24 protein-coding genes are annotated in these 23,508 nt (G+C 67.2%); 21 read left to right on the forward strand and 3 right to left on the reverse strand.

Annotated features, from left to right (window positions below):
- The first annotated feature begins 12 nt into the window (after positions 1-12).
- The 3 genes from MNQ99_RS01585 to MNQ99_RS01595 all read left to right on the forward strand — a co-directional run bounded on the left by MNQ99_RS01585 (position 13) and on the right by MNQ99_RS01595 (position 2,645).
- On the forward strand, positions 13-642 hold the full coding sequence (locus MNQ99_RS01585; RefSeq protein WP_241914196.1) for a hypothetical protein: 630 nt from the start codon (positions 13-15) through the stop codon (positions 640-642).
- On the forward strand, positions 639-1,823 hold the full coding sequence (locus MNQ99_RS01590) for an oxamate carbamoyltransferase subunit AllG family protein (RefSeq protein WP_241914197.1): 1,185 nt from the start codon (positions 639-641) through the stop codon (positions 1,821-1,823). The genes MNQ99_RS01585 and MNQ99_RS01590 overlap by 4 nt, the downstream gene beginning before the upstream one ends.
- A gap of 126 nt (positions 1,824-1,949) precedes the next feature.
- Complete coding sequence (locus MNQ99_RS01595) at positions 1,950-2,645, forward strand: helix-turn-helix domain-containing protein (RefSeq protein WP_241914198.1); 696 nt, start codon at positions 1,950-1,952, stop codon at positions 2,643-2,645.
- A gap of 456 nt (positions 2,646-3,101) precedes the next feature.
- On the opposite strand, the gene MNQ99_RS01600 is transcribed toward MNQ99_RS01595, so the two are convergent.
- The gene (locus tag MNQ99_RS01600) at positions 3,102-3,752 is read right to left on the reverse strand and encodes a hypothetical protein (protein WP_241914199.1); all 651 of its coding nucleotides are present in this window, start codon (positions 3,750-3,752) and stop codon (positions 3,102-3,104) included.
- Between the two features lie 216 nt (positions 3,753-3,968).
- On the opposite strand from MNQ99_RS01600, the gene MNQ99_RS01605 reads away from it, so the two are divergent.
- Positions 3,969-5,201, forward strand: a complete 1,233-nt coding sequence (locus tag MNQ99_RS01605) for a saccharopine dehydrogenase family protein (RefSeq protein WP_241914200.1) — start codon at positions 3,969-3,971, stop codon at positions 5,199-5,201.
- A gap of 887 nt (positions 5,202-6,088) precedes the next feature.
- On the opposite strand, the gene MNQ99_RS01610 is transcribed toward MNQ99_RS01605, so the two are convergent.
- Entirely contained in the window at positions 6,089-6,313 is a 225-nt protein-coding gene (locus MNQ99_RS01610; protein WP_127512174.1) for a hypothetical protein, read from the reverse strand.
- Positions 6,314-6,424: 111 nt separating this feature from the next.
- Between MNQ99_RS01610 and MNQ99_RS18995 the strand changes: the two genes are divergently transcribed.
- The 17 genes from MNQ99_RS18995 to MNQ99_RS01700 all read left to right on the forward strand — a co-directional run bounded on the left by MNQ99_RS18995 (position 6,425) and on the right by MNQ99_RS01700 (position 22,828).
- A complete protein-coding gene (locus MNQ99_RS18995) occupies positions 6,425-8,710 on the forward strand; it encodes a LuxR C-terminal-related transcriptional regulator (RefSeq protein WP_277883583.1) in 2,286 nt (761 codons plus the stop codon).
- Positions 8,711-8,924: 214 nt separating this feature from the next.
- Positions 8,925-9,395: a hypothetical protein gene (locus MNQ99_RS01625; protein WP_241914201.1), complete on the forward strand. Its 471-nt coding sequence runs from the start codon at positions 8,925-8,927 to the stop codon at positions 9,393-9,395.
- Between the two features lie 43 nt (positions 9,396-9,438).
- Positions 9,439-10,173, forward strand: coding sequence for a DUF2306 domain-containing protein (locus MNQ99_RS01630; protein ID WP_241914202.1), 735 nt, complete (start codon positions 9,439-9,441; stop codon positions 10,171-10,173).
- Between the two features lie 226 nt (positions 10,174-10,399).
- The gene (gene uraD / locus MNQ99_RS01635) at positions 10,400-10,894 is read left to right on the forward strand and encodes a 2-oxo-4-hydroxy-4-carboxy-5-ureidoimidazoline decarboxylase (protein ID WP_241914203.1); all 495 of its coding nucleotides are present in this window, start codon (positions 10,400-10,402) and stop codon (positions 10,892-10,894) included.
- Positions 10,891-11,232 (forward strand): hydroxyisourate hydrolase, encoded by a 342-nt coding sequence (gene uraH, locus MNQ99_RS01640; RefSeq protein WP_241914204.1) that lies wholly within the window; start codon positions 10,891-10,893, stop codon positions 11,230-11,232. Before uraD ends, uraH begins: the two co-directional genes overlap by 4 nt.
- Before the next feature lie 5 nt (positions 11,233-11,237).
- A complete protein-coding gene (pucL, locus tag MNQ99_RS01645) occupies positions 11,238-12,146 on the forward strand; it encodes a factor-independent urate hydroxylase (protein ID WP_241914205.1) in 909 nt (302 codons plus the stop codon).
- Between the two features lie 48 nt (positions 12,147-12,194).
- Positions 12,195-13,793, forward strand: coding sequence for a malate synthase A (gene aceB, locus MNQ99_RS01650; RefSeq protein ID WP_241914206.1), 1,599 nt, complete (start codon positions 12,195-12,197; stop codon positions 13,791-13,793).
- The gene (locus MNQ99_RS01655) at positions 13,793-15,079 is read left to right on the forward strand and encodes a DUF6986 family protein (RefSeq protein ID WP_241914207.1); all 1,287 of its coding nucleotides are present in this window, start codon (positions 13,793-13,795) and stop codon (positions 15,077-15,079) included. Before aceB ends, MNQ99_RS01655 begins: the two co-directional genes overlap by 1 nt.
- A complete protein-coding gene (locus tag MNQ99_RS01660; protein ID WP_241914208.1) occupies positions 15,076-15,891 on the forward strand; it encodes a bifunctional allantoicase/(S)-ureidoglycine aminohydrolase in 816 nt (271 codons plus the stop codon). Before MNQ99_RS01655 ends, MNQ99_RS01660 begins: the two co-directional genes overlap by 4 nt.
- Before the next feature lie 35 nt (positions 15,892-15,926).
- Positions 15,927-17,279, forward strand: coding sequence for an allantoinase AllB (gene allB, locus MNQ99_RS01665; protein WP_277883584.1), 1,353 nt, complete (start codon positions 15,927-15,929; stop codon positions 17,277-17,279).
- 180 nt (positions 17,280-17,459) lie between these two features.
- Entirely contained in the window at positions 17,460-18,614 is a 1,155-nt protein-coding gene (locus MNQ99_RS01670; RefSeq protein ID WP_422387512.1) for an MFS transporter, read from the forward strand.
- Between the two features lie 80 nt (positions 18,615-18,694).
- Positions 18,695-18,934, forward strand: coding sequence for a FitA-like ribbon-helix-helix domain-containing protein (locus tag MNQ99_RS01675; protein WP_241914209.1), 240 nt, complete (start codon positions 18,695-18,697; stop codon positions 18,932-18,934).
- Complete coding sequence (locus tag MNQ99_RS01680) at positions 18,931-19,356, forward strand: type II toxin-antitoxin system VapC family toxin (protein ID WP_241914210.1); 426 nt, start codon at positions 18,931-18,933, stop codon at positions 19,354-19,356. Before MNQ99_RS01675 ends, MNQ99_RS01680 begins: the two co-directional genes overlap by 4 nt.
- Before the next feature lie 10 nt (positions 19,357-19,366).
- Positions 19,367-20,716, forward strand: coding sequence for an MATE family efflux transporter (locus tag MNQ99_RS01685; RefSeq protein WP_422387483.1), 1,350 nt, complete (start codon positions 19,367-19,369; stop codon positions 20,714-20,716).
- A 10-nt stretch (positions 20,717-20,726) separates the two neighbouring features.
- A complete protein-coding gene (locus MNQ99_RS01690; RefSeq protein ID WP_241914211.1) occupies positions 20,727-21,362 on the forward strand; it encodes a hypothetical protein in 636 nt (211 codons plus the stop codon).
- A gap of 111 nt (positions 21,363-21,473) precedes the next feature.
- Positions 21,474-21,902, forward strand: a complete 429-nt coding sequence (locus tag MNQ99_RS01695) for a hypothetical protein (RefSeq protein ID WP_241914212.1) — start codon at positions 21,474-21,476, stop codon at positions 21,900-21,902.
- Between the two features lie 41 nt (positions 21,903-21,943).
- The gene (locus tag MNQ99_RS01700) at positions 21,944-22,828 is read left to right on the forward strand and encodes a DUF4261 domain-containing protein (RefSeq protein ID WP_241914213.1); all 885 of its coding nucleotides are present in this window, start codon (positions 21,944-21,946) and stop codon (positions 22,826-22,828) included.
- Between the two features lie 46 nt (positions 22,829-22,874).
- Here MNQ99_RS01700 and MNQ99_RS01705 read toward each other — a convergent pair whose 3' ends face one another.
- Positions 22,875-23,423 carry a CGNR zinc finger domain-containing protein gene (locus tag MNQ99_RS01705; protein ID WP_127512189.1) on the reverse strand — a complete coding sequence of 183 codons (549 nt, stop codon included), beginning with the start codon at positions 23,421-23,423 and terminating at the stop codon, positions 22,875-22,877.
- Positions 23,424-23,508 lie beyond the last annotated feature (85 nt).

The raw sequence follows: 23,508 nt of genomic DNA on the forward strand, positions 1-23,508 counted from the left end.
AGGAGCGCCAACATGACCGAGACCACCACCGCTATTCATCTCCCCGTCGTCCGACCCGGGGTCGTCGCCTGGACCGGAGACAACCCATTCATTTACCTCAAGACCGACACCGAAGGTGCATGGAGCTCGCTCTCCGTCTACTTCCGGATCGCCGCCTCCAAATACGGGCCAGGGAAAGCAGCCGTCGTCGTCGAGAACCCCTACGACGGCGCCGCTCAGGGAGCTGCGCGCCTGGTGCTGACCGACAACGTCGAACTGGCGCGCTTCCTGGTGCGCGACTTCGTCTCCAAGTTCGTGCTCTTCCGTCCGTCGCCCGTTATGGACGACTTGGAGTACGTCGATGGCGCCACCTTCGAGCAGATCCTTGACGGTAACGACTGGACCGAGACCGCAACCTCGGGCGGCCGCAGCGTCACCATGACGTGGCGCAAACTCGGTGAACCGTTCGCCGTCGATGTACCCGGCCCGGAGTCCGGCACCGGCCTGCACGAGATGTTCGCAGTGTTCCGGATTGCCGGCGGCGGCGAAGTCAGCGTCGACGGCCGGCGCCTTCCCGGCGCCACGATCGAGCGGGACTTCCTCAACGGCCGCGGCCAGTCCGCCGGCATGGCCATCTCCGAGACTTGGGTGGAGGACCAGTGAGCGCCAACGCCCAGGCTGCGGCCAGAATTGGCGCGACCGAACCGGTTTGGACGGGCATGGCGCCGCTTGCTCAGGTCCTCGCAGCCACGGGTTGCCCGGAAAGGACGCTGCTGCACGCCGGCCCAACGTTCAGCAGCCGAAACACCGTGCCGCAGCCGGTGCGCAACTCCGTGGTCCAGGCCATCCTGTTCGAGGGCTGGGCCAGCACCATGGAGGCGGCGGAAGAACTCTTCGATTCCGGCGCTGTCGGTTTAGAGCCGGCGCAGGACCACAACTGCCTCGTCCCGCTTGCCGGCGTCATCTCCCCATCCATGCAGTTGCACGTAGTGACCGACGCCGAGTCGGGCCGCGTGCAGTACGCGGTCCTGAACGAAGGCATGCGCCACTGCCTGCGCGTGGGCGTCGTCGAACCCGGACTCGTGGACCACCAGCACTGGCTGCACGGGCCGTTCGCCCTGTGGCTGTCCGACCGCCTGGCCGCGCGCGGGCCGCTGCCGCTGCTGCCACTGCTCGCGGCTTCCCTCGAACAGGGCGACGACGGGCACAACCGCACCATGGCCGGCAGCGCGCTCGTCGCGTCCGAGCTGCTTCACAACGATGCCTCCGCCTTCCGTTCGGAGGCTGAGGCCTTCCTGGCCGAGTGCCTGCCGTTCGCGCTGAACCTGTGGATGGCCGCCGCAGCGCTCTCCCTGCGCACGGCAGAGGGGACAGAAGGCTCTGACGCCGTCACCCGCGTAGGCGGAAACGGCATTGACTTCGGCGTCCAGATAGCCGCCGAGCCCGGACGCTGGCGAACGGTGGCCGGCACCCCGCCCCGCGGCCCAATCCCGGCCGAGTTCGAAGGCTTGCCTGTCCTCGGCGCCATCGGTGACAGCGCCGTCCTCGATTTCTTCGGTCTCGGCGGCGCATCGCTGCGGCACGCGCCGCTGACGCTGGGCAGCCTCGGGGAGTTTGCACCCGCAGAGGTACTCGAGCGGCCCGAAGCGCTGATGGAGCTTGAGCATCCGCGGCTTCCGATCCGCACCGGGGTCTCGGCCTCACGCATTGCTGAGGCCGGCCGGACACCCGTGGTGCTGCTGGGCATGATTGAGGGCCAGGGACTGGAAGGCCGGATCGGGGGAGGGGCCTTCGAACCCTCCCTGACGGTATTCCAAGAAGCACTTGCGGCACCTGTTTCCTAGCAAACAGAACAGTAGGCCGGCCGGGAAGTCCATAAAATGACTTCCCGGTCGGCCCTCACTGTCCCCGGGCAAACAGGGCGTTATGGTAGAGCGAACAGCACTAAACACTAGGGCGAGGAGGGAACCGTGGCTCAGGCCGAGGCAAACACCGTTGAACCGGCACGGGATCAGAACGCGGATACTCTGCCGCAAGTCCGTGGTCCGGCCCAGTCGGAGGGCCATGGCGACGTCGGGGGCCGCATCCGGGCCGCCCGTTCCGAACAGGGTATGACCCTGCGCGAACTGGCCCGACGCCTGGGTGTCTCCGCCGGACACATTTCCCAGGTCGAACGCGGACTGGTGAAGCCGTCCATTTCGCTGGTGTACTCGATCGCAGACGTCCTCTCGCTCGGCATGAGCGACCTGTTCAGCTCCTCCGTAGCCGAAGTCGCCTCGATGGAGGGGATCGCCCGGACACCTGGCGAGGACCGCTTCGTGACCCGTGCCGCGGAGAGGCGCACTATCAACCTTGACACCGGCGTCCGGTGGGAGCTGCTTACGCCCACCACTCGTGAGCCCGTGGACTTCCGCGAAATCGTCTATCCTGCCGGCAGCGGATCCACCCAGCCGGACAGTTTCATGCGCCACAGCGGACGCGAATACGGACTCGTCCTCTCCGGACGGCTGCGCGTGCAACTGGAGTTTGACGAGTACGAACTCGGCCCTGGGGACACCATTGCCTTCGAGTCCGCCCTACCGCACCGATTCTGGAATGAGGGGCCGGATGTTGTGAAGGCGGTCTGGTGCACCGTCACCGCGCCGGAGGACACAGGCGCCTTCTGACGCGGACTGCGATGGGTATGGAAACGGCCAGCTTAAACCTGACGTCCCGTCTACGTTGATGAGAATCGCGGAACCCGGTCTTCTCAAGTGCGCAGTACTTGTGGAAGTCCGGCTTCTCAGCAGGCTTGGTCCTGCTCCTGCCTGGGCGTGTGCCGGCAGATGAGTTCACTGCTGCCCACACCGGCCGTGCGGCCACCGGTTTGGACCGTCTCCGGGCCGCCGCCGCAGCTGCAGCGGTTGAGGCACCCCGCCGGGCAATATTGGGGGCGGGGTATATGCGAATCAGCAAGAGCAGTACTTGTGTGGGATATTGACCGACGGGTCGTGACTAACCTTTGTCGCAATGGGGGACCGGCTTATGAGACTGGCGGGCGGGCAACTCCCGACCTTGAGAAGGGAAGGTCTTGTTGCCTCCGGAACGAACGCCACTAACTCCCTTCAGCCACCCGTCCCACCTCAGCGGCGGGCGGGGAGGATCGTCGTCGTGACGGCCACGGCCTGCGGCGTGCGGGGGACGGAACTGAAGCCGAAGCGCACGGGCGGATCCACCGGCGCGAGGGGCCCGAGACCAGCCCCGTCCCAGCTCGCCGCGGCGCGCTCGACGCCACGGATGGAGCGCACGCCATAGTACTCCCGACGTCCGCCTCCGGCGGAGCCGGCGGTGGCCACCCCCGGGAGCAGGATCCCCGCGGCGCGGTTCACGGCAGTCAGCCACGCCGGGTGGACGGCCATCCGGGCGGGGACCAGTTGCAGCATCCAGCCCAGCGCTGTCAGGGGGCCCAGATCGGCGCGCAGCTCCAACGGGCCGCCGGAAACGCGGAGGACCAGTGCGGCGGTCCCGGGTTCGTTCCCCGGTTCCGCGCTCCGTTCCCCGGCGGGGCTCAGGCTGGCGTCCAGCGGCGCCACCACCACGTCGTCGAAGCGGTAGGTCGCGGACACATAGTCGGCGACCGCCCGGTGGGGAGCCAGCAGCGTCCGCAGCCCGTCGCGGTCCTCGGTCATGACGTCCGTGAAGGCGCCGAGCGGGGAGTCCATCCAGTGCCCGACCACCAGTCGACGACCCGCGCTGGTGCCCAGACCCGCGATGAACCCTGTAAAGCGTTCCATCCGGATACCGTACGGCTCCGGCCGGCCCCGCCGCACGCCGTTGCGTAAAATCGACGTCGCCGCCGGCACTCACCTGACGTCAGGTTGGGGTGTACCCTAACTGGCAAACACGCGGAACGCGAGCCAGTCTCCCAAGCAGGACCACTCACGATACCCGAGGACCAAAGCAAGGAGCCGTGTGTCAGCTTGGAGTTGCCGCTGTGAAAGGCTGCAGTTATGGACAACTCATCCCGGGAACATGACCTCGTTCTCTACGGAGCGACGGGTTTCGTTGGCCGACTGATCGCCGGCTACGTCGCGGAGCATGCACCGACCGGCATGCGAGTCGGACTCGCGGGCCGGTCGAGGTCCAAACTCGAGGCGGTTCGGTCGCAGTTGCCGGTCGCGGCGCACGGATGGGCCCTCATCGAAGCCGACTCGGAGGACGCGGACTCGATCGCTGCCTTGGCTGCGGGCACGCGCGTGCTCCTCACAACCGTCGGTCCATACACGAAACACGGATTACCTGTCGTCGACGCCTGCGCACGGGCCGGTACCCACTACGCCGACCTCGCGGGTGAGGTGTCCTTCGTCCGGGAGGCGATCGATCGCTACGACGCTCTGGCCAGGACGAGCGGGGCCCGGATCGTGCACTCCTGCGGCTACGACTCCGTGCCGTCCGACCTCGCTGTATTGCTGCTTCATCAGGCAGCAGAAGCCGATGGCGCTGGCGGTTTGGTCGAGGTCCAACTCGTTGCTACGGCCAAGGGTGGCATCAGCGGAGGCACGCTCGAGTCGATGCGCGGGCAGCTCGACGCCATGCGATCGAGCACCGCCCTGCGGTCATTAGCCGCGGACCCCTACGCTCTGAGCCCCGACCGCACACGGGAGCCGACGACACAACAGCCTCCCGACGCCGGTCCTGTGCGCCGTTCCGATGACGGCACCTGGACCGCGCCTTTCATCATGGCCGCGGTCAACACTCGGACAGTGCGCCGCAGCAACGCGTTGCAGGGTTGGGCCTACGGCCGCTCCCTTCAGTACGGCGAGGTGATGGGGGTAGCCCGCGGACCGGCAGGAGCGGTCATCGCCAGGGCAATGGCACTCGGGCTCCGGGCATTCACGGGCGCGATGGCGTTCCCGCCGACCCGGGGAGTGCTCGACCGCTGTCTTCCGGCACCAGGTTCGGGTCCGAGCACCCGCACGCAGCGCGCGGGCTGGTTCCACTCCCAGGTAACCGCCCGCACCGAGAACGGGCACCGATACCAGGCGATTGCTGCTGGCCCCGGCGATCCCGGCTATGCCGCCACCGCCGTGATGGCAGGGGAGACTGCACTCGCTCTTGCCCTCGACGGTGACCGGCTGCCGACTGCGAAAGGGTCGCTAACACCGGCCACTGCACTCGGCAACGTGCTCATGCAACGACTCCGTGCGGCCGGCCACACTTACCAGGTAACCAAACTCGCCTGAACCCAGATCCTGCAGGTCCCCTGATAACGGGGCAATCATTGACTGGACCAGTCCGACTAGCGGCGCGATGGGATTTCGCCGAGGGAGTATGCCAGGGTCATCTAAAGATCGCGACCAGCGATGCTTCCAAATCGGCTTTTAACCCTGGGCCGCCCCGGCGCGCACCTTCACGCGCTGAGTCCAGACCAGCACTCTGCTCCAGGTCGTGGAGCCCTTGAGCAGTCACTCCCTCTGCCCGTTTTTAAGGGCCGATAACCGTGAGTATGTGCGGACAGGCGTCTCGATGAAGAATGCTCAATAGAGACAGTAATGAACCCGGATGCAGCCGGAACACGACGCACCGGCGTTATCCAGGCACTTGCGTAAGCCCTCGCTCATCTTTGTCGCGGTGGGGGACCGGTATGCGCGACGGGGAAAAGCCGGCAAAGGCCAAGTTGGATGGTGCGCTATCCACAGGTTTGGAATCGGCGTCTCCCCGGTCTGCTGCGGAATTTGCGAGTAGTGCTGTCAACAATCCACAGGCCGTGAAAGTCCCTTTTCAAAGCAGAAATTAAGCTTGGGCGGAACTGTTAAAGGAATACACTCCCTCCCTCGTCGCCGATAATCCACGCAGGTAGTTGACTCAGGCAGCCGTGCAGAGAGTGTCTGCACAATTGCCTGCATCGTTCACTCGTCGGGTTCTGCTTCCCATGCTGTGGCGAAGGCTTCGGGCCACGGCAGTACCTGCTGTTCCGCCTTCGGCAACGAGTCGTCTGTATGAGGCGACGGCCAGCGGCTGACCCGCGCCCGTCAAGTGCATAGAAGACGGTATGTTCATTCTTCGACCCCCACACCAGGATTCTCACAGCTGGCCGCCACTGCCGTGGCAGCTTCATCTTGCGCGAACGTCAGTGTTTGGGCTGCGTGAGGGACCCAGGTGAGGACCACAGACGGACCACCTCGTATCCTTGCAGGGATTCCAGCAGCGGCTGGAAGCTGCCGGATACCAGGCAGGTGAGGACTGTCCCCGAAACGTTGACTTCGCTTACCCCGGCGGTCCGGGTCAGACGCGTGGCTGGTGGCGTTCTGGTGAGGTGGATTTCGACCCGGGAGATGCCTGCTTTCTCATTCATTTTATGGACGATATGTTCTGCAGCAGGCCAGCGGATGCGGGTAATGACTGAACTGCCACTGAAAGAGCAGGGAACCGCCCGTCGTTGGGGTGCCGGTGGTACTGTCAGCGAATGGCGAGGCAGAGCGGGCCCGCGGGAAACCTGCCGGCGGAGACCACCAGCTTTGTCGGGCGGCGGCCGGAACTCGGTGAGGCCAAGAACAAGTTCCAGACCGCCCGCCTGGTTTCCTTGGTGGGCCCGGGAGGCGTGGGGAAAACGCGGCTGTCCATTCGTCTCGCCGGACAGCTAAGCCGGAACTTCCCGGACGGAGTCTGGTTCGTCGAGCTCGCTGAGGTCCGTGACCGCACGCTGGTAGCCAGCACGGCACTCGCTGCCTTGGGCCTGCGCGAGCACGGCACAGGTGATCCGATTGCGGCCTTGTGCGCGCAGGTGAAGGACAAGCGCCTGCTGCTCGTGCTCGATAACTGCGAGCACCTGGCCGTACAAACCGCGCAGCTGGCGAGCAACGTGCTCAAGGCCGGGCCCGGGGTACGCATACTGGCCACCAGCCGGGAACCGTTGGGCCTGATCGAAGAACATGTCGTCCCGCTGCCACCCCTGGACCTGCCGCCCCTCGAGATCGAAGACCTGGGCAAACTCCGGCTGAACGAGGCTGTCCAGCTCTTCGTGGAACGCGCTGCGGCCGCCTCGGGCGTCTTCGAGCTCACCGGTGACAACCGGGCGTCGGTCGTGGAGCTTTGCCGTCGGCTGGACGGGATACCCCTGGCGATCGAGCTGGCCGCGGTCAGGACCCGGGCGCTGACGCCCGTGCAGATCTGCGGGCGGCTCGGGCAGCGGTTCTCGCTGCTCAGCGGAGGGTCACCGGCAGCCCTTCCACGGCACCAAACCCTTCAGGCGGCCATTGAGTGGAGCTACGATCTGCTGAATGAGCAGGAAGCCCAACTGCTGCGCCGACTCAGTGCCTTCGCCGGCCGATTCCAGATAGACGACGTGGAGATGGTTTGCCTCGAGGACGGCTCCGCGTCCGCGGCCACCGACCTGCTGTCCTCACTGGTAGACAAATCGCTGGTGGTCCGTGATACCGCAGCGATGACGCCCTGCTACCGTCTCCACGAGTCCATGCGCGAGTTCGGCCACCTCCATCTGGTTAAGGCTGGTGAGATCCACGCGATGCACGAGCGGCTGGCCGGCCACTTTACGCGCAGGTGCGGCCAGTTCGCGGCAGAGGGCCGTCGCCGGCTCCTGCCGTGGTTGTCCTGGATGGAGCTCGAAGCCGACAACGTCCGTGCCGTGCTCGACCGGCTTACCCTCGCCCGCGACCCGGCGGCTGTCGACTTGGCCGCCAGCCTGATGTACTTCTGGATCACCCGGGCAACCAGCGAAGGTGCCCGGCGTTTCGACTGCCTCCTCGAGAGCGGCAATGGCAGGGGCCGCCCGGTGGCGCACTTCGTCCGCGGCTTCCTGGCCGTGCTTCAGAACGACCCGGAAGTGGCCGCCCGCAGCCTGTCCGTTGGGATCGCGACTGCCCGCGCGGAAGGGCCGGACGCTGTCCTCGCGCGGCTGTTGGCGATGGCCTCCATTGCCTCAACCATGTCGGCAGATCCAAGTACTGCACGACGTCAGCTCGAAGAGGCCACGGCCATCGCCGCGGACATCGACGAGGTGGGCGCCACCCTCATGGTGCACCAGGCGTCCGCGCTGAACGGCGTCCTCGACGGTTACCCATCGACGGTCATAGCCTCGGCCACACCCGGGGCTGCCCTGAGCCGGGAGCTCGGCGACCAGTACAGCCTGGTAATGATGCTGATGAACATTGGACTCGCCACCCTGCAGCTCGGAAAGAGCGCTGAGGCCGAGCACCACTTCCTCGAGGCACTCAGCATCGCCCGGGACCTGGACGACCGGGTGGCTCAGTGCTACCTGCTGGGTGGCCTGGGATGCTGCGCCTCAAGGCGCCGCGAGCCACGGCTGGCCGCCCGGCTCTTCGGCGCCATGGAGACGTTGCGCGAGGAAGCCGGGGCCACCTTGAACACGGGGATCCGCCGCGCCCTGGCCCCGGCCACGGCGACCACTGCAGCGGCGCTGGGGCCCTCTCGATTCGCCTCCGAAACCGCGGCCGGCCGGTCGCTCGGGCGCGCCGCGGCGGTGCAGCTTGCCCTGGGAGAAAATACTCCACCCTCCGACCCGTCGGTTGGGACCACCGGTTCGGCGCCCCTGGGCCGCCGCGAGCTGGAGGTCGCCCGGCTCGTCGCGGAGGGCTGCACCAACAAGGAGATCGGTGGCCGTCTCTTCCTTTCCGAACGAACGGTGGAGAGTCACGTGCGGAACACGCTCAACAAGCTCGGCTTCAGCAAGCGGGCCCAGATAGCAGCGTGGGTGGCCGCAAACGCCAGCTGAAGTCCCGGTGCCTGTTTCAGTGCCGTCTCCGTTGTTCCACTGATTCCACCGGCGCCCGATCCGCCTACGTTGGTAATCGCCCCCACGGTCAGCCCACCGGACGGGGTTTCGGATCGCCCGCTTCCCGTTGAAGCAGGGAACGAACATCCTAAGACTCGAGCGGCCGCCCCGGGGCGAATCCGGTCCAGCCGTGCCATCACCCCAGGAGACCATCATGCCCACTGCCCGAATCGTCGACGGTACTACCGTTGATACAACCACCGCCGCCGGACAGCACGGCGGCACCGACGGGCTGTCCACCCGCCGTCTGAACGTCATGCGTGTCGGATATGCGTTCATGGGCGTGGGATTGGCCATCGTCAAGTGGCCGCTGTTCGTCCAAGGCGTCCACTCCCTTCCGCTGATGGAGGGCGTAGTCGCCTGCGTGCTGACGGCCATGTCGCTCCTGGCATTCCTAGGCCTCAGGTACCCGGTCAAAATGCTCCCGATCCTGCTGTTCGAAGTGGCATGGAAACTCATCTGGTTCGCCGCCGTCGCCCTCCCCCTCGTGCTCTCCGACAATCTGGACGCCGCTGCCGGCGAGCTCCTCTTCAGCTGCCTTTTTGTCATCGTCATCATCGCAGTCATTCCATGGGGATACAGCTGGCGGCGCTACGTCAGCGCACGGGGAGATGCCTGGAGATGATAACCACAGCTTCACATCCAGACCCCAATGAGTCGTGCAACCAATGAAAACCGAAGCGAGGCGCCGTCAAACCCGGCGCAAGCCCGCACTTTGGGGTGTGCCCACCGGGCTGATACTGCTCAGCCTCACCCCGATACTGGGCGGGGCGATGCGTCTCGCCGAGCTGGCTGGCGGTGCGGAGATCACCTCGCACAACGAGCGGTTCTTCGAATCTCCTGTCCCGGTGTCCCTTCATATCATCAGTGCCACGGTGTACTCGCTGCTCGGAGCGTTCCAGTTCGTCCCGGCACTGCGGGGGCGGAGATGGCATCGGATCGCGGGGCGCATTCTCGTGCCCGCTGGGCTGGCCGCTGCGCTTTCTGGCCTGTGGATGGCGGTCTTCTATAGCCACTCGGCAGATAGCGGTGCCGCGCTCCTCTTTCTGAGGTTGATCATCGGCTTTTCGATGGTGTCGAGCATCGTCCTCGGGTTGTTCTACGCGATTCGTCGACGCGACCTCGTCCGACACAGCGCATGGATGACTCGTGCATACGCAATTGGCGCAGCCGCCGGCACTGAGGCTCTCATCATCATCGGACCTGAGATCCTGGCCGGCCAGCCCGGCATCAGATTCCAAGTACTGATCACGGGAGCGGCCGCGGTCATCAACGTCACCGTGGCCGAGTACGTCATTCACCGTCGCGCCCGGGCAGCCGCCCGCATCGAAACAGAGCAGCTGGCAACGGAGGCCTTAGTTGAACCGACCTACGTCGGACGGCATATTCTGAATCACCGGTAATCGACGATATGACCAGTAGTTGCCACAGCAACGGTATCGGCCCTCTCTATGCACGCCGGGGGATGCCACCGTTGTATCCATGCTGTTCACAAGGGTGGCGGCTTGGCCTAGACTGAGGCCCACCTGACGAGTTCCACCATTTAAACATCGAATCAAGTCGCTTTTTGGCGATGGTCAAGGGTGTTCAGCGCTGGGGTGGAAACTGACGAAAGAGCTGACGCCTGCCATGAAGTTATCGTCCTTCAACTCCCTTCCGGCTTCCGAGGCGGCCGCGCTGCTGCTTCCGTGCGTGGATAATTCCCGCTGGGTGGCGGAGCTGGTTGCTGCCCGCCCGTTCTCTGGCAAGGAGCAGCTGCTGGCCGCGGCCGAAACCGCGGCGGATCCCTGGAGCGTGGCCGAAATCGATGCGGCGCTGGCCCGCCACCCGCGCATCGGCGAACGTGCAGGGGGCGCCAGCGCCGAAGCGGAAATGTCCCGCGATGAACAGGCCGGGGTGTCGTGTGACGGTGCGGTTCAGGCGGAATTGCGCCGGCGGAATCTGGCCTACGAGGAAAAGTTTGGCCGTGTCTTCCTGATCCGCGCCGCGGGCCGCAGCACGGAAGACATCCTCAAGCAGCTCAATAGCCGGCTGGACAACTCGCCAGAGGAGGAGATCGCGGAGGTGGGCCGGCAGCTGCGTGAGATCGCCCTGCTGCGGCTCGAGGGAGTGATCGAGCAGTGAACGCCAGCCATATCACCACCCACATCCTCGACACCGGCACCGGGAGGCCGGCAGTCGGTGTCAAAGCCTTGCTGGAGGCGCAATCGATGTCCGGCTGGCGGGAAGTTGCCTCCGGGCATACCGACAGCGACGGACGGATCAAGACCCTCGGGCCGGAGGCAGTAGACGCCGGGGTCTACCGGATCAGGTTCGAGACAGGGCCGTATTTCGCGGCGGCAGGAGTGGAGACGTTCTTTCCGTCCGTGGAGGTGACCTTCGAGATCAAGGATCCGGGCCAGCACTACCACGTACCGCTTCTGATCAGTCCGTTTGCTTACTCAACCTACCGAGGGAGCTAGCCAGGATGAGCGCAGCCGCCAGCACCGGAGCGTCCACCCGGGTGGTTTTGGGCCCTAACCAGTACGGCAAGGCGGAAGTCCGCCTGGTCAAAATCACCCGGGAGACCGACCGGCACCAGATCCAGGACCTCAACGTCACCTCCCAGCTGCACGGAGACTTCGAGCAGGCACACGTGGCCGGCGACAATGCGCACGTGGTGGCCACGGATACGCAGAAGAACACCGTCTATGCCCTGGCCCGGGACGGGGTGGGTACCCCCGAGGAATTCCTGCTCCGGCTGGGACGGTACTTCACCGGCAGGTTCGACTGGATCACCGGAGGGCGTTGGTCGGCCGAGCAGTACTTCTGGGACCGGATCAACGACCATGACCACGCCTTCTCGCGCAATAAGAGCGAGGTGCGCACCGCCGTCGTCGGTATCTCCGAAACGGGGGCCACCGTGGTGGCCGGTCTCCAGGGCCTGACGGTGCTCAAGTCCACCGGCAGCGAGTTCCACGGTTTCCCGCGGGACAGATACACCACGCTGCAGGAAACCACCGACCGCATCCTGGCCACCGACGTCACGGCGCGCTGGCGCTACCGGAGCACGGAGGTGGACTTCGATGCCGTCTACGCCAATGTCCGGTCGCTGCTGCTCAAGGGCTTCGCCGAGACCCACTCGCTGGCCCTGCAGCAGACCATGTTCCAGATGGGACGGCTGGTGTTGGAGGCGCAGCCGGAGATCGAGGAGATCAGGATGTCCTTGCCCAACAAGCACCACTTCGCCGTGGACCTGCAGCCGTTCGGCCTGGACAACCCGAACGAGGTGTTCTTCGCAGCCGACCGGCCGTACGGGCTGATCGAAGCGGCCATCCAGCGCGAGGGGAGCCCGGCCAACCACAAGATTTGGGCCACCATGCCGGGTTTCTGCTAGCCCGACGGCGGCGGCCGACCCAAGACCGATCCCCCAGGGAGGAACACGATGACGATCGCGATAACCGACCAACCGCCGGTGGCCGGCGCCGAGAAGATCCTCACGCCGGAGGCCTTGGCCTTCATCGAGGAGCTGCACAACAGGTTCGCCGGCACCCGGGACGCGCTGCTGGCCGGCCGTGCCGAGCACCGCCGCGCCGCAGCGCAATCCGGCAGGCTGGATTTCCTGCCGGAAACCGAACACATCCGGACCGGCGACTGGAGCGTTGCCGCGGCTCCGCCGGCATTGCAGGACCGCAGGGTGGAGATGACCGGGCCCGCGTCGCCCGCCAAGATGGCGATCAACGCGCTGAACTCGGGTGCCAAGGTCTGGCTGGCGGACCTCGAAGATGCCTGCGCGCCGACCTGGCACAACGTGATTGATGCCCAGCTCAACCTCTACGGGGCCGCACGGGGCGAGCTGTCGCACACCTCCGCCGAGGGCAAAGAGTACAGGCTGCGGACCGACGCGCCGCTGGCCACCGTGGTGGTCCGCCCGCGCGGCTGGCACCTGCCGGAAAAGCACCTGCTGATCGACGGCGCGCCCGCCATCGGCGCGCTGGTGGACTTCGGTCTGCACTTCTTCCACAACGCGGCGCATCTTGCCGCCACAGGCCAGGGCCCGTTCTATTACCTGCCCAAGATGGAGAGCCACCTGGAGGCCAGGCTCTGGAACGAGGTGTTCACCGCTGCACAGGACGCCCTGGGCATCCCGCGCGGGACCGTGCGCGCCACGGTGCTGATCGAGACCATCCCGGCGGCTTTCCAGATGGAGGAAATCCTCTACGAACTCCGCGACCATGCCTCCGGTCTGAACGCCGGCCGCTGGGACTACCTGTTCAGCATCATCAAGTACTTTCGCGACGCCGGCGCGGACTTTGTGCTGCCGGACCGCGCGAGTGTGTCGATGACGGCCCCGTTCATGCGGGCCTACACCGAGCTGCTGGTCAAGACCTGCCACCGCCGGGGCGCCTTCGCCATGGGCGGGATGGCCGCGTTCATCCCGAACCGACGCGAACCGGACACCACCGCCCGGGCGGTGGAGAAGGTCCGCGCGGACAAGACGCGGGAGGCCGGCGACGGCTTCGATGGCTCGTGGGTGGCCCACCCGGATCTGGTGCCGATCTGCCAGGAAGTGTTCGATGTCGTGCTGGGCGACAGGCCGAACCAGCTGGACCGGCTGCGCGAGGACGTGCAGGTCACGCCGGACCAACTGCTGGACATTCCGTCCGCAGGCGGCGAGGTCACCGAGGCCGGGCTCCGGCTGAACCTCTACGTGGCGGTGGCCTACACCGCCGTCTGGCTGTCCGGCAACGGAGCGGTGGCCATCCACAACCTGATGGAGGACGCCGCCACCGCCGAAATCTCGCGCTCGCAGATCTGGCAGCAGCTGCACAACAAGGTGGTGCTGGCGGACACCGGAAACACGGTCAGCACCGAACTGGTGGACAAGCTGCTGGCCGAGGAAACCGAGCGGCTGCGCGGGGAAGTGGCTCCCGAAGACTTTGAGCGCCACTACCTGCCCGCCAGCAGGCTCATTGGTGAGCTGGCAACCGGTGCGGAGTTTGTGGACTTCCTGACCCTGCCGGCCTACGAGCTGGTGTCCTGATGGCCCGCCGCCTGGCCTTGGGGCCGGACGCGGTGGCCCAAATCGATGCCGAACTTGCCGCCACCGACCGCCTTCTCGCCACCCATTATCCGGGCGAGCCCGCGGGCCGTCAGCCAGTTCATACCGTCTATATTCCCGCCGACGCATACGTCCCGGAGCTGCCCGCTCGGTGGGGTGCCGAGGCGCTGGCGGTTGCCAAGGCCCACGGCGGGCTGGAACAGCTGGCGGTGTCCCTGGAGCTGGGGGAACCGGGCCGGTTGGCGGAGCTGGTCCGGCGCAAGCTGGAGACCGAACCGATCGAAGACCTGCGTCTGGACTTCGAGGACGGCTACGGCCAGCGCGACGACGAGGAGGAAGACGCCGCGGCGCTGCGGGCCGGCGAGCTGGTGGCCCGGGCGGCTTCTGAAGGCACCGCGCCGCCGTTTATCGGCATCCGGTTCAAGTGTCTGGAGGCGGCCACCCGCGCCCGCGGACTGCGCACGCTGGATCTGTTCATCGCGTCCCTGACCGAACGGGCCGGCGGACGCGGCCTGCCCGACGGGCTGGTGCTCACCCTGCCCAAAGTCAGCACCGTGGACCAGGTCCGGGCCATGGTGTACGCCAGCGAGCAACTGGAGCGCGCGCACGGTCTCACACCGGGGCGGCTGCGCTTCGAAGTCCAGGTGGAGACGCCCCAGTTGATCCTCGCCGCGAACGGCACGGTGCCGGTGGCCCGGCTGATCCACGAGGGCGCCGGGCGGGTCTCGGCCCTGCACTACGGAACCTACGACTACAGCGCCTCGCTGGGAATCGCCGCCGGCTACCAATCGATGGAGCATCCGGCGGCCGACCACGCCAAGAGCGTGATGCAGGTTGCCGTGGCGGGAACCGGCGTGCGCCTTTCCGACGGTTCGACGAACATCCTTCCGGTCGGCGACCCCGGGAACGTCAGGGCGGCCTGGGCGCTGCATGCCAGGCTGGTCCGCCGGCACCTGGAACGCGGCATCTATCAGGGCTGGGACCTGCACCCGGCCCAGCTCGCCACCCGTTTCCTGGCCACCTATGCCTTCTACCGCGGCGGAATGCAGGCCGCGGCCACGCGGCTGAGGAACTACGTGCAGGGGATCGAGGGAACGGTCCTGGATGAACCCGCCACTGTTCGCGCGCTCGCCCGCTTCCTCGACCGCGCCCTGACCTGCGGCGCGGTGGAGGAGGCCGAGTTCCTCCATCTGGTGGAGGTCCCCGTGGCGCGGCTCCGTTCGCTGGCCTACCCACCCAGAGTTTCCGCGCCGGAGGGAACACCATGACCACGCACCACTACTACTCGAATCCCGCCGGACTGCCGCCGCAAACCGACCTGCTCACCGACCGGGCCATCGTTACCGAGGCCTACACGGTGATTCCGCGCGGCGTACTCCGCGACATCGTCACCAGCATGCTGCCCGGCTGGGCCGGCACCCGCGCCTGGATCCTCAACCGACCGGTCCCGGGAGGCGCCAGCACGTTCGCGCAGTACCTGATGGACGTGGATCCCGGCGGAGGATCGGGGCGGCCGGAAGAGCAACCGACCGTGCAGGGTTTCATCTTCGTGGTCAGCGGCGAGCTGTCCGTGACGATCGACGGTGAGCGTCGCCAGTTGCTCCCGGGCGGATTTGCCTACGCCCCGGCCGGTGTCGCATGGGCAGTGATGAACGACGGCGATGCGCCCGTGCAATTCAACTGGATCCGCAAGGCCTACCAGCCGCTGGAGGGCCATAGCACGGAGCCGGTCTTCGGCAACGAGCAGGAGATCGAGCCCGTGCCGATGCCGGATACGGAAAACAGGTGGCGCACCACCCGGATGCTGCCCGCGGATGACCTGGCCTACGACATGCACGTCAACGTGGTCACGTTCGAGCCGGGCGGATCGATCCCCTTCACCGAAACGCACGTGATGGAACACGGCCTTTACGTGCTCGAAGGCAAGGGGGTGTACCGGCTCAACGGCGATTGGGTGGAGGTGCAGGAAGGCGACTTTCTGTCGCTCCGGGCGTTCTGCCCGCAGGCTTGCTACGCCGGCGGTCCGAGCAATTTCCGTTACCTGCTGTACAAGGATGTCAACCGCCAGATCATGCTCTAGGGATACGGCCGCGATGCGAGATAGGAGCAAGTCCGTTGACCGAAGACGAGGAACAGGTCTGCGACCTTGTGGTGCGGGGCGCCCGGGTCATGACTCCGGACGGAACAGGGCCACGGGAGATCGGTGTTCGGGCCGGGACCATCGTGGCAGTTGCGCCACTGGGTTCAGGGCTGCGGGGCGCCAGCACGCTCGAACTTGCAGCCGACGAGACGTTGATCCCCGGCCTGGTGGATACGCACGTCCACGTCAATGAGCCGGGGCGAACCGAGTGGGAAGGGTTTGCCTCCGCCACCCGCGCTGCAGCGGCCGGCGGTGTGACCACCATCCTGGACATGCCGCTGAACAGCATCCCGCCCACCGTGACCGTGCCCGCGCTGGAGGAGAAACGGGCCGCCGCCGTCGACCAGGCCTTCGTGGATGTCGGTTTCTGGGGCGGCGCGGTGCCGGGCAACGGCACAGACCTGCGGCCGCTCCATGAGGCGGGGGTCTTCGGCTTTAAGTGCTTCCTGATCCATTCCGGAGTGGACGAGTTCCCGCCGCTGGGCCCGGCGGAACTGGAGAAGGACCTGGCCGAACTGGCAACCTGCGGCTCGCTGATGCTGGTGCACGCCGAGGATGCGGCGACCATCGACCGGGCGCCGCATCCTGCCGGGACCATCTATGCGTCCTTTCTGGCCTCCCGGCCGGGCAGCGCGGAAACCGCGGCGATAGCGGAGGTGATCGACCTGGCCCGCAGCACCGGGGCACGCGTGCACATCGTGCATTTGTCCTCCGCCGACGCGTTGGCGGAGATCGCCGAGGCCAAGGCCGCAGGGATCCGGCTCACCGTCGAGACCTGCCCGCACTACCTGACGCTGACGGCCGAAGACATCCCGGATGGAGCCACCGCGTTCAAATGCTGTCCGCCTATCCGCGGGGAAGCCAACCGTGAGCTGCTCTGGGCAGGCCTGGCCGACGGCACGATCGACTGCATCGTCTCCGACCACTCGCCCAGCCCCGTGGGCCTGAAGGACCTGGAGCATGGAGACTTCGGCACCGCGTGGGGCGGGGTCGCTTCGCTGCAACTGGGCCTGCCGCTGGTCTGGACCGAGGCGCGCAGACGGGGCGTGGCACTGGAACGGGTGGTGGACTGGATGTCCGCCCGGCCGGCCGCCATCGCTGGCCTGGAGCGCAAGGGCCGGATTGCCATCGGCGCCGACGCCGATTTCGCCGTCTTCGCCGGCGAGGAGTCCTTCGTCGTGGACGCGGCGGCGCTATGGCACAAGAACCCGGTCTGTCCCTACGACGGCAAGACCCTCGCAGGGGTCATCCGGCACACCTTCCTGCGCGGCGTCCCGGTCACCGATGAGGTGCCCCGCGGGCGGCTGCTGCGACGCGGCCGGCACTGAGGAGGTCCGGCGCCGGAACCCGGCGGCGCCAGCGGTGGCCACCCGAAGCCCGAACCCGGCGGTGCCAGCGGCAGCCACACAATTCCGGCCGGCGCTCGCTTCTGGCTTAGCATCGGATCCGTGAGTAGTGCGGAGCAACCCTGGGCGGGCCACCCGAAAGGCAGCCGGGGCTACCGCAACATGCTGCTGGCCCTGCTGTTCGGCGGTTTCGCCACCTTCGCCCAGCTCTACTCGGTGCAGGCCGTGCTGCCAGGCATCGCCCGCAGCTTCCACGTCAGCCCGGCCGACGCGGCGCTCACCGTCTCCGCCGCCACCATCGGCCTGGCGCTCGCGGTGATTCCGTGGTCGGCGGTGGCAGACCGTGCGGGCCGCAAGCGCACCATGACCTGGGCGATCAGCGCCGCCGTGGTGCTGGGCCTGCTGCTGCCGCTGGCGCCGAACTTCCCAGCCCTGCTGGCGCTGCGCTTTCTGGAGGGTGCCGCGCTGGGCGGGATCCCCGCCGTCGCACTGGTCTATCTGAATGAGGAGGTGCAGCGGCTGCACGCGGCGGTGGCCGCCGGCACCTACGTGGCGGGCACCACCGTCGGCGGCCTGGCCGGGCGCCTGATCGCCGGACCGGTGGGGGAGTGGGCCGACTGGCGCGCGGGCGTGCTGGCGGTCAGCCTCGCGGCCGCGCTGGCCGCGGTGCTGTTCGTCCGGCTGGCTCCGTCCCCGCGCGGCTTCCGTCCCCTGCGGCGCGGGCAGGGCCCCGGGCTCGGGCAGCGGATCCTGGCCAACCTGCGCTCGGTGCCGTTGCTGGCGCTGTACGCGCAGGGGTTCCTGCTGATGGGCGGCTTCGTGGCCGTCTACAACTACCTGGGCTTCCGGCTGGAGGGGCCGCCGTTCTTCCTGCCCGCGTCGCTGGCGTCACTGGTGTTCCTGGCCTACCTGGCCGGCACGGTGAGTTCCCGGGTGGCCGGCGGGCTGACGGTGCGGACCGGCCGCCTGCCGGTGCTGCTGGGCGGGATCGTGGTCAGCATTGCCGGGCTGGCGGTCACGCTGGCCGATTCGCTGCCGCTGATCGTGCTCGGGCTGCTGCTCTTCACGGCGGGATTCTTCGCCGCCCATTCGATCGCGTCCGGCTGGACGCCACGGCTCGCCACGGTAGGCGCGGCCCAGGCCTCCAGCCTCTACAACCTGTTCTACTACGCAGGCTCCAGCCTGTTCGGCTGGGTCGGCGGCCTCTTCTTCGGCCAGTTCGGCTGGACCGGCGTCGCAGCCTTCACCGCCGCGCTCGCAGCCATCGCGGGCACGACGGCGGTGCTCGCCCTGCGCCGAGCGGGCACCAGCGCGTGACGTTTGGAGTCTTGCTCTGCCGACGGTCAACAGGTGAAAGGTGTGCCTGCAAAATGCATGCACCGGCGTAGACTTACATCATGTCGGTCTCCATCACCATCCGCCATGTGCCCCAAGAGGTCAGGGATCAATTGGCTGTCAAGGCTAGCCGGTCGGGCAAATCGTTGCAGGAGTACCTCAAGGCGGAATTGGCGCAGTTGGCGGTCCGTCCCACACCGGCAGATTTCGTCCGGGGGCTCGAAGCGAATGTCGTGCTGAACACAGATGATGGCTTGACCACCGACGAGATACTTGAAGCCCTGGACACAGATCGTCGGTGACTTCTCCAACTGGCCTCGTCGTAGATGCCTCAGTCATGCTGGCAGCGTTGGTGGGAGCTCCCGCGGAACGCGCGTGGACGCACAATCTACTGAAGTCAGACCAGAACCATGCGCCCGAACTGGCGTTGTTCGAAGCGGCGAACGTTCTGCGCCGAAAAGAGCTGACGGGGCGGCTCACGGGCATTCGTGCGGCAGCTGCCTTCGCTGAGTTGCAGCAGTGGCCCCTCCAGACATGGCCGTTCGGCCTGCTCGCGGGACGAATCTGGGAGCTGAGGCACTCTATTACTGCCTATGATGCCGCCTATGTAGCGCTTGCCGAACAGCTGGAGCTTCCATTGGCCACTCGAGATGTCCGCTTGGCGAATGCTCCGGGTCCGCGGTGCCGGTTCATCACGCCCGAATCCACTCGGCCGGAGGCCTAAGCTGGAAGGCGTGAATCCGGTGAAGACGGCTGCAAAGCAGCAGGGACAGGGCCTGAACCGGCGCATCCTTGCGCTGGCCATCCCCGCGTTCGGGGCCTTGATCGCCGAGCCGCTGTTCCTCGCGGCCGATTCGGCCATCGTGGGACACCTTGGCGTGGCGGAACTGGCCGGCATGGGGCTGGCTGCCACTGTGGTGCAGACCGTCGTCGGACTGATGATCTTCCTGGCCTACTCCACCACGCCCGCGGTGGCACGGCTACTGGGCGCGGGCCGGCTGGCGGAGGCCTACGCCGTCGGCCGTGACGGGATCTGGCTGGCGCTGATCGTCGGCGTGGTGATGGCCGTCGCCGGCTGGATGGCCGCGCCCGGACTGCTCGCTGCGATGGGCGCCACCGGACCGGTGCAGGACTTTGCCGTGGACTATTTGCGCTGGTCGATGCCGGGCCTGCCGGGCATGCTGATTGTGCTGGCGGCCACCGGCGTGCTGCGCGGGCTGCAGGACACCAAGACCCCGCTGCTGGTGGCCGGCGTCGGCTTCCTGGTCAACATCGGCCTGAACTTCCTGCTGGTCTACGGCATGGGACTTTCCGTGGCCGGCTCGGCGATGGGCACCAGCATGGTGCAGTGGGGCATGGCTGCGGTCTACCTGGTCATCGTCTACCGCGGGGCGGTTAAATACTCCGTGCCCTTGCGGCCCACCTGGGCAGGGCTGAAGGCCACCACGCACGTGGGGTCCTGGCTGATGCTCCGGACCCTGAGCATGCGGATTGCGCTGCTCGCCACCGTTTTTGTGGCCACCTCGCAGGGCCCGGTCAGCCTGGCCGGGCACCAGCTGGTGATGACCATGTACAGCTTCCTGGCCTTCGCGCTGGACGCGATCGCGATCGCCGCCCAGGCCCTGATCGGCAAGGAACTGGGCGCGTCGAACAAGGCGCTGGCCCACTCGCTGACCCGGCGGATGATCGTCTGGGGCATCGGGTTCGGTGCGGTGACCGGCCTGCTGCTGGCCGCGGTTGCTCCGGTGCTCGGCTGGGTCTTCACCTCCGATCCGGCCGTGCACCAGGCCTTCACCGCGGCGATCTGGGTGCTGGCGCTGAGCCAGCCCATCTGCGGGTTCGTGTTCGTGCTGGACGGCGTGCTGATCGGCGCAGGCGACGCACGGTATTTGGCCATCGCCGGCGTCGTGAATCTGGCCGTTTATGCGCCGCTGCTGGTATGGGTGGACCGGGCCGGGCTGACCGGCACCGAGGGCCTGCTGTGGCTGTGGGCGGCGTTCGCGCTCGGCTACACGGCGGCCCGCGCCGCGACGCTGGGCTGGCGGGTGCGCAACGATGCGTGGATGATCACCGGCGCGCATTAGGCTGGAAGCCGTGACGATCCCGAGTACTACCCAGGCCGCCGCGTTCTGGCAGCCGGTCCTGATCCGTGCCCTGGTGGCCGCTGCCTTCGGCGCCATCACCATCTTCTGGCAAGAGCCCGGCCGAACCGTGATGGCGGTGGCCGGCGGACTCTTCCTGCTGCTCAGCGGCGGGGCGGTCTGGCTGCTGGCCCGCCAGCCGGCCGCCGCGGCGCACCGCCAGCTGCTCCTCCTGCAGGCCGCCGTGCTGGCCGTGACCGGCGTCCTCGCCTGCGTGTTCCAGACGGTGCCGATGTTCACCGTGCTGGCCACCGCGGCGCTGCTGGTCTCCGGCGGCGCGGAGCTGATGCTCGGCTGGAGCAACCGGCCGCCCGGTGCAGCGAAGGGCCGGCCGGCAGCAGGCGCCGGCCCTGCCGCCGCGCCCGGCTCCACATCCGGGGCCGATGGCGCCGGGTCGGTGCTGGCCCGCGACTGGCTGATCACCGGGGCGGTGTCCGTGGGCTTCGGCATCGCCCTGCCGTTCTTCTCGTACCTCGGCCCGCACGCGTTGCTGGGTGTGCTGGGCGGGGCGGCGATCATCACCGCCGTCGTGCTGCTGATCGCCGCGTTGAGCCTGCGCCACGACGCGCGGCAACCCACAGCCGGCTGAGCGGGCCCGCCCGGGCCGAGCCAGTGTGGCGCCGGCCACCGGCACCCCCTGTACCACTTCTACGACCGGTAGACTGGATATGGCTTTACCCCGTCAGCAGGAGGAATCATCGTGGGCAAGAACGCGTCTGGACGCCCGGACGAAAAGCGGATGTCCGTCAAGGGCCCGCTGATCTTTTCGGCGGTGCTGGCCGTGATCGCCGGTTTCCTCACCATGGTCTTCGCCACCGGCGGGTCCGGCAACCTGCTGCGTTGGGACCTCGGCGTGACCGCTGCCGGCATTGCCTTCATCGCCTCCCTGCTGGTGGTGGCGGTGCTGACCATGTCCACCAAGGAGAACCCCAGCCACCTCAGCGAGGGCTCCGGAATCCACCGGAGCTCGTCCAAGATCCCCGGCGGCGCCGGCAGCGTACCGGCCCCGGGTACGCCGCAGAGCCGGGCCCAGGTGGAAGCGCAGCAGGCAGCGGAAGACGCCAAGAATCCTGGCCAGGCCGGGAACCGTCTGTCGCATAACGACGACGGCGACGGCGCCACCCGCTGATGCGCTGGCGCGGGCCCGCCCGGGCCTGACAAGCTGGCAGCATGACTTCCGGTGACCCTTCCGCGCACCATCCCTTCCCGGCCGACCCCGGCAATACCGCAGCAGCGAACGCCGAGCACGCCCCCGAAGCGAAGACCACCCTCGCGGCGGAGCTCTGGTACCGTTCCGACCCCGGCCTCTTCGACGATGAACTCCGGAACCGGCTGTTGGTCGAATTTCCCGGCGCCACGTTTTCCGACGGCGTGGCCTTGCTGCCGCACGCAGAGCATTCCTTCGACATCAACGGCTCCGCCGGCGTGCAGACCGTCCATCTGAGCACCGGCCTGGCCGTTCCGCGTGGGCAGCTGCCCTCCGCCGAAGCACTGGAAGCCACGCCCACCGACCAAAGCTGGTCCTGGCCGGATGCGGAGCAGGAGGTGCCCGGCTGCAGCCACCGGATCCTGGTCACGGAAGTGCTGGCCAGCGGCTTCGAACCGAAACCGCGCGTGGAGTCCTTCCAGGGGGTGCTGCGCCTGCTGGCCGCGGAGACCAGCCCGGCCGCCATCCGCTGGCTGCACAACGCCCACTGGCGCAGCCCGGACGAACTGGAGGCCGCCCACCCGCTTGCCGGCCCGGTCAACATGCGGTTCTTCCTGGTCAGCAACGACGAAGGCGCCATGGTGGTGGACAGCCTGGGCATGTACCAGCTGGGCCTGCCGGACGTGCAGGTGCATTTTCGGGACATAGACCCGAACGTGCTGGTGGAACTGGCCTTCAACGTGGCTGCCTACCTCTACGAGCACGGGCCGGTGATCCAGTCCAAGGCCCAGCTGAACGGCCCGGAGGGAATGAAGTTCACCGCCACCTGGGAAGATTCGGTGCTGCCGCCGCTGCGCACCGTGATCGATCTGGACCCGGGCACGCCCTTTTCGGCCGGCAACCGGTAGGCCAGCCGTGGGGGAGCGGGCGCTTGGCCCGCAGCACGCCGGGTAGTCAGCTCGCGGCAGCCGACTTCCGCGCCCGGTAAGCGGCCACATGCGTGCGGTTGGCGCAGTTACCGGTATCGCAGAAAAGCTTCGATCTGTTCTTCGACAGGTCCACGAGTACCGCCGAGCAGTCGTCGGCGGCGCAGGTCCGGAGCCGGTCCAGCTGCTTCTCGCGGATCACGTCCACCAGCGCCATCGCAACTTCCACCGCAATCCGCACGTCCAGAGGTGCGGCGGGGCTGGTGGCGTGCAGGTGGTAGTCCCACTGGTCGTGCTTGATCAGCTGCGGGATGGCACCGGCGTCGGCCAGAATCTTGTTCACCATGGCGACGGCGCGGTCCTCCGGCGCTGACCAGGCCTCCTTGAGCACCAGGCGCAGCGAGCGGACCGCCTGAAGTTCCTCGTCGGAATGCGTGCGCGAGCCGGTCAGTCCGAACTCGTCGACCAGCGCGTCCAGCTCCGCCACGCTGGCCAGGCTGTCCGGATGCACCTCGGCCGTGTTGACCAGCCGCGCCGCGTCCACCAGCGAATGCTGCGTGTCATGAGCAAAAACCATCTTGACTCCTGAACCTTAGCGGTATTATTGTAAGGAGTATACCGCTTATGACTCCTGACAGGCCCACGCTGCGCCGGGAGAACCG

Origin of the sequence: Arthrobacter sulfonylureivorans (genome assembly GCF_022637435.1) — a bacterium.
Lineage (GTDB): Bacteria > Actinomycetota > Actinomycetes > Actinomycetales > Micrococcaceae > Crystallibacter > Crystallibacter sulfonylureivorans.

Excerpts from the sequence above, each read along its gene's own strand:
- MNQ99_RS01585 (WP_241914196.1), top strand. The coding sequence starts at position 13 with ATGACCGAGACCACCACCGCTATTCATCTCCCCGTCGTCCGACCCGGG.
- MNQ99_RS01600 (WP_241914199.1), bottom strand. The coding sequence starts at position 3,752 with ATGGAACGCTTTACAGGGTTCATCGCGGGTCTGGGCACCAGCGCGGGT.
- MNQ99_RS01605 (WP_241914200.1), top strand. The coding sequence starts at position 3,969 with ATGGACAACTCATCCCGGGAACATGACCTCGTTCTCTACGGAGCGACG.
- MNQ99_RS01610 (WP_127512174.1), bottom strand. The coding sequence starts at position 6,313 with ATGAATGAGAAAGCAGGCATCTCCCGGGTCGAAATCCACCTCACCAGA.
- MNQ99_RS18995 (WP_277883583.1), top strand. The coding sequence starts at position 6,425 with ATGGCGAGGCAGAGCGGGCCCGCGGGAAACCTGCCGGCGGAGACCACC.
- MNQ99_RS01625 (WP_241914201.1), top strand. The coding sequence starts at position 8,925 with ATGCCCACTGCCCGAATCGTCGACGGTACTACCGTTGATACAACCACC.
- MNQ99_RS01630 (WP_241914202.1), top strand. The coding sequence starts at position 9,439 with ATGAAAACCGAAGCGAGGCGCCGTCAAACCCGGCGCAAGCCCGCACTT.
- uraD (WP_241914203.1), top strand. The coding sequence starts at position 10,400 with ATGAAGTTATCGTCCTTCAACTCCCTTCCGGCTTCCGAGGCGGCCGCG.
- pucL (WP_241914205.1), top strand. The coding sequence starts at position 11,238 with ATGAGCGCAGCCGCCAGCACCGGAGCGTCCACCCGGGTGGTTTTGGGC.
- aceB (WP_241914206.1), top strand. The coding sequence starts at position 12,195 with ATGACGATCGCGATAACCGACCAACCGCCGGTGGCCGGCGCCGAGAAG.
- MNQ99_RS01655 (WP_241914207.1), top strand. The coding sequence starts at position 13,793 with ATGGCCCGCCGCCTGGCCTTGGGGCCGGACGCGGTGGCCCAAATCGAT.
- MNQ99_RS01660 (WP_241914208.1), top strand. The coding sequence starts at position 15,076 with ATGACCACGCACCACTACTACTCGAATCCCGCCGGACTGCCGCCGCAA.
- MNQ99_RS01670 (WP_422387512.1), top strand. The coding sequence starts at position 17,460 with ATGCTGCTGGCCCTGCTGTTCGGCGGTTTCGCCACCTTCGCCCAGCTC.
- MNQ99_RS01675 (WP_241914209.1), top strand. The coding sequence starts at position 18,695 with ATGTCGGTCTCCATCACCATCCGCCATGTGCCCCAAGAGGTCAGGGAT.
- MNQ99_RS01700 (WP_241914213.1), top strand. The coding sequence starts at position 21,944 with ATGACTTCCGGTGACCCTTCCGCGCACCATCCCTTCCCGGCCGACCCC.
- MNQ99_RS01705 (WP_127512189.1), bottom strand. The coding sequence starts at position 23,423 with ATGGTTTTTGCTCATGACACGCAGCATTCGCTGGTGGACGCGGCGCGG.